The organism is Mesotoga sp. (genome assembly GCF_035363035.1).
In the GTDB taxonomy this organism is placed as follows: domain Bacteria; phylum Thermotogota; class Thermotogae; order Petrotogales; family Kosmotogaceae; genus Mesotoga.
In genome coordinates this window covers 1-8,475 of the sequence record NZ_DAOSEH010000087.1, presented here as the reverse complement: position 1 = coordinate 8,475, position 8,475 = coordinate 1, and the positions used below count along the sequence as shown (strand labels likewise).

The window sequence follows — 8,475 nt, the reverse complement described above, 5'->3', positions numbered from 1 at the left end:
CCATGAAATCGGCCATGCTGAGAAGTTCCGGTCCCACTTCGTTCTTCAATTCCTGCGGAACGATCTTCATCCACTCCAGCCCCAGAGAGCTTTCAAACGTCGGTTCGAGTGGTCTGGAAGAGGAAAGGCCGCAGGCCTCCGCGAAATTACCCCTGAGAACATCGCCCTCGTAATTGGATACGAGCAGATCGAGAAGATCGCCCGCCCCCTCTCTACCGGCTATTCTCGAGAGTATTTCGTGGAGCTCTCCTATCATCTTTCCCTTCGCGGCTGCCGCTGCCAGCGGGTCGGGCGTGATGATATGTTCGAGCGTCTTCAGGACCGATCTCCCAACCCACTCCAGTTCCACGCGATCCATCATGGAAGGTGTGTCGAAGTCCGAATGGTAATACCTGTCTGGCAGGTGTCCCAGGAAGGGTGAGGGTATGCCGAGGGTGGTGAAAACACAGTGGTCGGAACCGGCCATAAAGGGTATCTCGCCGAAGCGTTTCAAGGGATATCCCCCGTTTCTTGGCATCAGCTCAGTTATGAAATACTCCAGAATCCGTCCCCACTTCTGCGGTAGGTACGGTGGAACCTTGGAAAGAATGAAGGTGGAGCCCGTCTTATCCTGATCGGCACCGACCATATCCAGATTAACCGTGAAGAGCGGCAGCTTCTTCTCTCTCTTGAGTTGAAGCGCGTATGGAACGCTTCCCAGATACTCGGGTACCAGGGCGATCTTGACTGGGAAGGGGAACTCGGCCTGGTGGAGTATCCGTGCCAGCTCGACTGCCAGGGCCGCTCCGCTGGCGTTATCGTCGGCACCCGGCGATGGGTGGCACAGGTGCGCCGTTATGATCACGCCGGGACCGTTTTCCACACCAGTGGCATCTACTTGAAGCACTTCGAGCTCGCCTTCAGTGAGCTTGACTTCCGATCGGAATCCCACGACCGCGCCGCCTCTGGCAACGGCACCGGCCAGAAGATCATATTTCTCTTTGGTGATGGAGAAGGCAACGGCCTTTTTGTCGGCAGCCTCCCTGTCGTAAGGGATGGAAAGATAGTTGGTCATCTCCGGAAGCTTTTCCAGACTCCTGCCGATCTCTTCGAAAGATTTCCTCATGTAATTGAATATGAGGCAACTCGCTCCCCCCTCGACGACGGCCTGCTGGAAGACTTTCACCGGATCGTCGCTGGCGAGGACGGCCTTGTTGGAATAGTCCTTCTTTCCTTCGAACTGGACCAGACTCAGTTCCTTCCACCCCTCGCTTCCGGCGCTGCCGGAGACCAGTGCGACCTTCGATATGGAGGTGGATGTTATGAAAAACCTCTCCGGCCTTTCCAGCCACATCTCTCCATAGATCGGTTCCCAGGCCAGAGTGGTGGCTACGTTGCCATTAACTGTCTTTCCGTCGGCCGGATAAGAGAAGACTTTGAATCTTCTGGACGGCATGCCCGATCTTTTCAGGTAATCGATCGCGGCCATCATTGAATCGTGGTAATCCTTGCTTCCTCGAACTCTGTGAAAGCCCGATAGAAGTTCTATGAGGGATTTCACTTTTCTTCCGTCCAGCTTCTCAACCATGGCTATCATCTCTCCTTTTATGTTCATCATTCACCCAAGGGTTTGTCGCGTATCTGTCTCTAGAGCAGAGGTAAGAGGTGACAGGCGAGATGTTAGAAAGTCAAGATCTTATAGCTCTTCTCACCTCACACATCTACCCTCTCACCTACGCATCGTACCTGGCTAGACACTGAGTTTTTCGGATTGTATGATGGCGCACTTTTCGATCGCCGAGAGCTTTATCTCCTGTTCGTCGAACCTTTCGGCTATCTTCAAGTAATGGTCGTAAGCGGCTTTCCATATATCGCACGTTGCTTCCGAACCCGGATGGTTCTGCGCCATCTTCTCCAGTGTCATCCCTTTAACCAGCCACAGAGTTATATCGCTTTCCTTCAACTTCATTCCCTCTTCGAAAACCCTCAAAGAGCCTTCGTAATCCTCGAGCTTGTCCCTCAGAAGGACGCCGAGCTTTCGGATGTACAGGATCTTCTCTTCGAGGTCTTGAGAGAGATCAATTACATACCGGTACAGTTTTGCCAGCCTCTTCCACTGAGAAATGTCGGGAACACCTTTCTTTAAAGCTCTCTCGATCGCCATGGCTTCGCTCTTCAGCGATTGGGAATCGGCCCGCTTCAGCTTCCTGTCAAGGTAAAGCTCTTCTCTGGAGTCGTTTATCGAGCGGGCAGTCTCTATCATGTGCTCGAGTAGCAAATCGACACTCTTGCACTCCATCTCTGGTGAAAGGAGAACCTCCAGCCGGTTAAGCAATTCTCCTTCCCTCTTCTCAAAAACGGTGGCTAGGTTATCGAATTTCTCTATTACGCTGTCCACTATGCCGGACCTGACCTCAAGAGACGACTCATCCCCGAGACGGCGTAGCGAAAAGTCCAGAAAGGGCTCGAGATTTCCCAGTTTCTCTTTGGAAAAGCCGGCAGCCCTGGCCAGTATTTGCTCGCCTCTGTCCGGCGAAATCTCGACCAGTTCGTTCACGAGCCTGTGGTACTCCTCCACGGTCTCCACAATAGAGACATCGTGTTCCCTGCCGTTTTCCGATAGTATTCTTTCCATGATATCTATCGCGCTCAAACCGCAGGCGTATTCTCTGGAAATCTCGAAAAACCTCAACGAAAGTTGAAGGGCCAGCTTTCCGTCGATGCTGTAAATCTCCTTCAATAGATCGTTTTCCGTTGTGCGATCGAGATTTTCGCTAGACTCGAAAAGTCTCTCTTCGAGTTTCCGGAGATCAAATTCACTGTGCTTCTCGAGGATCGGTCGCAGCTTTTTCAGAGTTTCGACCTTCCGGTCCTCTTTGAATTTATCCAGTAACGCCGAGATCGCTCCGCACAGATCGCCCTTCTCTTCCTTCAACAACGCCAGTTCATCCAGCAGAGAGCCACGCTGCAGAGGATCGGTGCTGCCGGCCAGCTCCCTTTCCTTTCTTCCGATCTCTTTTTCCAGTTTCTTCTCGACTCGTTTCTCTTTCCAGAACATCATTTCCTCCTGGGTTCAATGGATTGGGTCTGCAGGTTTGTTTTAGCCTTATCAGGAAAATGTTATCACAGAAAGCCCCCTAATTTAGCCTCTAAACACGCCAAAATCCGGTAAAGTTCTCCCGACGGCGAATCATTTTACCGTTGTCGATAGATCCTCTAGAACCAGATCGCCGGAAATAAGGCGGGGATAATTATAGCCAAGCACCGCTCCAAACGCCGAATACAGAGGTAAGGAAATCATCAGGACGATACCGGAGGGATTGAAATCGTTCGCGGGGAACACGTTGGCGATCAATCCGCTAAGGGCGTAAGGAAAGGCCACACCGCCTATGCTTCCGGCTATTGAGAGCAGCACACTTCCTTCCAGTCGGTCAACCGACCAGGAGATGGTAGTTAGAGAGCTGCCGACCGGTGCGCCAACAATAAAGCCGAGTATCAGACCAACGAGATCACCCCAGCCGGTCGGGTTGATCAGCCCGCCCAGTACCGTACCGATGACGGCCCCCGAGACGCTGCCGGCAAATCCGCCGAGAATGGCCGCGAACGTCTGCCGGGCCAACATTTCTGGACTGGCCACCAGTGTAGCGGTTACGATGAGTATGAGTAGAACAGCCACGAGTCTTTTGAGAAACATCTCTATCCTCCGGCCCGGTGTTCCTTATATTAAACGGCTATTGAAGTAATATCTTTACCCAACAGGAGATCGATGAGAGATTTGCTCCACTCGATCCTGTAGCCCCACAAAGTCTTCTGGAGATAGTAAAGCCTCGCCCCGGAAAACTCGTTGAAAACACGGGAACCGTTCGTTTCCGGTATGAACAAAAGGCAATAGCTGTCGGGATCGTCTATCAGGTTATAGAGGGCCAGCAAAGTGTGATAATCGGGATTGTCCTGTGTGACGATGACGCCGGTTAACCCTTCGGTGAACCAGCTACCCGATCTTCTGGCGTATTCCAGGTAGATCCTCCGCATGGCCGACCAGTCCTTCTCGAAGTCTGCCACAATTCTTTTCATGTCTCCCTCGAGATCGACTATGGCAGCTTCTCTAAGATTTGACAGCTCTCGAGCGCCCAGCCCGGCCTTCAAACCGGCCTCTTCCTGTATTCGCATCTGGTGGGCATACTCCACCAGCGCGCGTTCGTACTCTTCAAAAACCTGGCCGGGGCTCTTGAAAAAATAAAAGCCCCATATATAAAGCATCACCAGAAACGTAGTAACGAAAATCAACAGTGAAACTCCGAGTTTCAATCGTAAACACCACCAATCGAATTGCATACTCAAAGATATCACATACCCAACCAACATTATATCCCGTAAAGGACTTCGATAAAAAAACCCCGTTGTATAGTATCATATTGACTGAGAAGATTGGACGAAAGGAAAAAAAGATGCTTGTATCATTGAGTAAAGTCGGACACGATTACGGTCAAGATTTTCTCTTCGACGATGTCTCGACTTCCATAGACAAAAAAGACAAGATCATATTCATAGGAAAAAACGGTTGCGGTAAATCGACCCTCATGAAGATAATAGCCGGAGAGCTGAAGCCAAGCGAGGGGGAGATTTTCCACTCCACTTCGGTGAAAATCGGGTACCAGATACAGAACAGGATTCCCGACAGTGAAATAACGCTCATCGACTACTATATGAGCGATAAATCTCTTTTGGTGCCAGACACCCAGGAGTACTATTCCTTCGAAAGACGGGTCAGGAGCACGCTGGTAGGTCTGGAATTCTCAGAGGAGGACTGGAACAGAAAGTTGAATACCTTCAGCGGAGGCGAGCTGACCAGAATCTCTCTGGGAAAGCTTTTCCTCGTCGATTACGACCTTCTGCTTCTGGACGAGCCTACCAACCACCTGGATCTTGAGTCGACCGAGTGGCTGGTCGGATTCCTGAAGAGCTACCAGGGCGCACTGGTGGTCGTAACCCACGACAGATACCTGATAAGGAAGGTCGGTAACAGGTTCTGGGAGCTGAACGGCGGTTCGATGTGGGACTTCCCCGGCGATTACGACAAGTACCTTTTCGATCGTGAGATACTCATGAAAAGTGGAACGAGAGCCAGAGAGAATCTGGAGAAGGAGATCGAAAGGCTCGACGCCGTGGCCAAACGTTACAGGCTATGGGGACAGGAGAAGTTCATAAAGCAGGCCATAAACAAAGAGAAACAGCGCGACAGGCTCAAAGAACAGCTTGAATCTGTAGATCTACCCGACGAGGAGGTCCGGGCTCCCAGGTTCAGGCTTCCCCAGCCAGACAGGACCGGTTACATTGTCCTCAAAGTCGAAGAACTTTCCTTCGGATTCGACGGCAAGGAGTTGTTCAGAAACGCCGGTCTGGAAGTCCATAGACGCGAAAAATTAGGCCTTCTGGGTCCGAACGGTAGCGGCAAGACCACGCTTTTGAAGATGATAACCCAGGATCTGGAGAAAACTTCCGGGGAGGTGGAGTGGGGTCACAACGTTCGCTGGGGGTACCTCTCTCAGCTCACCGAAGATCTGAACCTCAACAACGATGTCCTGACGGAGATATGGCAGCTGATGCCGGGCCAGCCCGATTACGAGGTGCGCAAATATATAGGACGGTTCGGCTTCCCGGGCGAAGACGTCTTCAAGCCCATCTCCTCACTGAGCGGCGGAGAGAAGACGAAACTGGCGCTGGCGAAATTGATTCTCTCAAAGCCGAACGTTCTGGTGATGGACGAGCCGACGAACAACCTCGACATCTGGTCCATAGAGAGTCTGGAGGATGTTCTGAGGGAGTACGAAGGCTGTATAATACTGGTCTCGCACGACAGGGAGTTCGTGCAGAACATCTGCGATCACTTCGTGATGATAGACAGGTTGAAATTCAGATCCGTGCGCTCGGTCCAGGAATACCTGAACCGTAACAGGCCGACCAGAGAAAGCAACGATAACGAAGCCTCCAGGCTCTCCTTCCAGGAGAAAAGAAAGCTCACCAACAGGCGGAAATCGCTTTGCGAAAGATACGATCTTCTCCATAATGAAGAAGAAGAACTATCGAGAAAGATAGAGGGAGCCCAGCTGAAAATGGGACTGTACGTCACTAACTACGAGAAACTTCAGGAGTTTCAGGCCACCATAGAATCATCGGAAGAGAAGATACTTGAGTTACTCGAAGAGAAAGAAAACCTCGAAAGAGAACTCGAAGAGCTCGACAGACTTCTGGGGGAGTGAGCCGTTCTTCGAAAGAGCGGAAAGAACCGTCCTTGGGGAACCCCCTCTGACCTCTCCCCCTCTTACCTCTGTTTGGAGACGAGGTCGCGCTCACCACGGCTCCTGTTACTGCCTTCCCGTCATGCCGGACTCCGATCCGTCATCCCGCCCTTACCCATAACTCACAACCTACAACGGTTCTTAATCGGAGCACTGCGGGATAACGATCACTTTTGCACCTTTAGCGTCTAATTTTCTTCGCGCTCTAGCAGCTGTTTAAGCCCGGGATTGAGTATATCCGACAGCTTCATTTTGAAAGAAAACACCGAACCCGGTCCGGTACCGTAAATGTCATAGAGATCTCTTTCGTGTTCTATGTCGAAGGCCGTCGGCGGCAGTCGATCGTCGCTTACGGGCGGGGGCGGGATCGATTCTACGAGGTAATCGTCCGCACGCGCAACCTTCGCGTACCTTTCGGCGCCGTGCAGCTTGAAAAACCTGACGATGGCGTGTTTTAGCACTTTGTAGCTTTCATGTTTCAAGTCCTCATCTTCTATCTGCAGAGAGGGAGTGAATTTCGGAAAGTCGTCGCCTGCGAGCGAGAAGATTACCGGAAGCTCATCGTCAACAACTCGATCCACGATGGATTTGAATCTCCTCTTGATATCCGCGTACGCCTTTTCATACCACTTCTGCAAGACAGCGGTCGCTTCGAGAGAGAGCGTCATACCCTCGTGCCGCTTGTCATCTACTTTCAGGCTTATGCCCAGATGCGCGGGCCTTCCCTTCGAAGAGGGATAGTAGCCGGCCTTGAAGTAGCCGTCGATGGAACTCTGGCCGGAGACTTCGAGCGATGGCACGGATATGCTTATATAAGCGATACCGTCTATACCGACCGACATGTCTCTGACCGTAACGTCGTGAGGCGTTTCGATGATCTTCTGTTTGAAGGAGTATTCTCTTCCTGCCATTCGGGCGGGCCTCCTCTGGATTTTGTGTCCGTGCTAGTGTTCTGTCGAACTCTCTGCCGGTAAACCAGAGCTAATGTCTCTTTTTACATAAGGGCCGCCGCGATTACCGTCAGGACTATGCAGGCGTCTGCGTAAAACAGATAGAGGCCGAAGTTTCTCTTTTCTACCTCCAGCATCGAGCGTGGATCGCTGGCCCCCATCCTTATAAGCCTGTCGGCCATGTACCAGCTGAAAACGGTCAGCGAAAAGGTGGCGAAGCATATCACCGTCCAGAAAACGTTGACGACCGGATCGATGATAAGCCTCGTCATGCTCGTGCCGAGCATGATGATCGAGACGGCCATCGCCACTATCCTGAGGTTCTCCCAGAGCGAGTACAGAAAACCCTGCACCTGCGGAGGTGTGTTCGGGTCGCGCAACGGAATAAGGAAAACCGATACCGTGACACCACCCCCGGCCCATAGTACGAAGGAGAGATAGAAAGCAATCTCGTTGAGAGCCCTGAAAAAGTCCATAGTATCACTCCTTCCCTATCACCACTTCTATTTCACCGCTCCCGCCGGGCTCCAGCCAGATTTCGTAGAGGTACCGGTCGCACTTGAACCCCTTCGGAAGTCCGGTTACTTCCACCAGGTGGTCTCCGAAGACGAGTCCCACCAGCTCGATTATACCAAAGGCCTGAAACTCGATGCCATCGATCTTCACCGTTACGACATCGTAGAAATAGTCGCCCTTCTCATCGAGGAAGGATATCATGAGCGAGCTCTTCTCGGCGAACCCTATTTCGAGAACAGTGTCCCCCGTTTCGGCCACTTCAACCGTATCGATTGTCGTGGTTCTCGAATAGAGCTTTTCGAAGCCCCTGTCCATAGTCAGACTGGCCGGGCTCCTGCCGGAAGGCACTCCCTCGAGAACCGTCCGAGAACCTATCCTGAAGGGCTTGCCCCCGATGGCGAGAATGCCTGAGGCGTCGAGAAGGGGCTCGTCGCTTTCGCGGAGGCCGTTGGCGTTGAGGTCCCTGAAAAGGACCACCTCGACCTTTCTCTCGAAGGCGAGTCCGAACTCTATGCTCCTCCTCTCGCCGGGCTTTAACGACAGCGATATATCGAGCCCTCCGGTGGTGACGCTCACACCACCTCCGAAGGAGGAGAGGTCCAGCGAGACTTTCACGTTTCCCGGAGTGACCGGAACGGTGAGTGTTCCGTCGGTCGTGAAGAGAACATCCTCGCCAACGCTCAGCGAAAAGCTCTGGAGAGGTTTTTCATCGCCGTCGAGCTTTCCCGAGG

Annotated in this window: 8 protein-coding genes; 1 reads left to right on the top strand and 7 read right to left on the bottom strand. The window is 52.2% G+C overall.

Annotation, left to right across the window (positions count from 1 at the left end; translation table 11 throughout):
• The 4 genes from PKX57_RS10230 to PKX57_RS10215 form a co-directional block, all read right to left on the bottom strand.
• The coding region (locus PKX57_RS10230) for a DUF4910 domain-containing protein (protein WP_472417143.1) at nt 1-1,594 on the bottom strand (1,594 nt) is incomplete at its 3' end.
• Nucleotides 1,595-1,729: 135 nt separating this feature from the next.
• Nucleotides 1,730-3,037, bottom strand: coding sequence for a hypothetical protein (locus PKX57_RS10225; RefSeq protein ID WP_214050007.1), 1,308 nt, complete (start codon nt 3,035-3,037; stop codon nt 1,730-1,732).
• Between the two features lie 132 nt (nt 3,038-3,169).
• Nucleotides 3,170-3,673 carry a hypothetical protein gene (locus PKX57_RS10220; protein WP_213922887.1) on the bottom strand — a complete coding sequence of 168 codons (504 nt, stop codon included), beginning with the start codon at nt 3,671-3,673 and terminating at the stop codon, nt 3,170-3,172.
• 29 nt (nt 3,674-3,702) lie between these two features.
• On the bottom strand, nt 3,703-4,287 hold the full coding sequence (locus PKX57_RS10215) for a hypothetical protein (RefSeq protein WP_213922888.1): 585 nt from the start codon (nt 4,285-4,287) through the stop codon (nt 3,703-3,705).
• Between the two features lie 140 nt (nt 4,288-4,427).
• Between PKX57_RS10215 and abc-f the strand changes: the two genes are divergently transcribed.
• Entirely contained in the window at nt 4,428-6,239 is a 1,812-nt protein-coding gene (abc-f, locus tag PKX57_RS10210) for a ribosomal protection-like ABC-F family protein (protein ID WP_472417141.1), read from the top strand.
• A gap of 227 nt (nt 6,240-6,466) precedes the next feature.
• Here the strand turns inward: abc-f and PKX57_RS10205 are convergent, their stop codons facing one another.
• The 3 genes from PKX57_RS10205 to PKX57_RS10195 form a co-directional block, all read right to left on the bottom strand.
• Entirely contained in the window at nt 6,467-7,189 is a 723-nt protein-coding gene (locus PKX57_RS10205; RefSeq protein WP_213922469.1) for a hypothetical protein, read from the bottom strand.
• 83 nt (nt 7,190-7,272) lie between these two features.
• Nucleotides 7,273-7,704, bottom strand: coding sequence for a hypothetical protein (locus PKX57_RS10200; protein ID WP_214048995.1), 432 nt, complete (start codon nt 7,702-7,704; stop codon nt 7,273-7,275).
• A gap of 4 nt (nt 7,705-7,708) precedes the next feature.
• A partial coding sequence (locus PKX57_RS10195; RefSeq protein ID WP_472417139.1) for a hypothetical protein occupies nt 7,709-8,475 on the bottom strand: 767 nt, incomplete at its 5' end.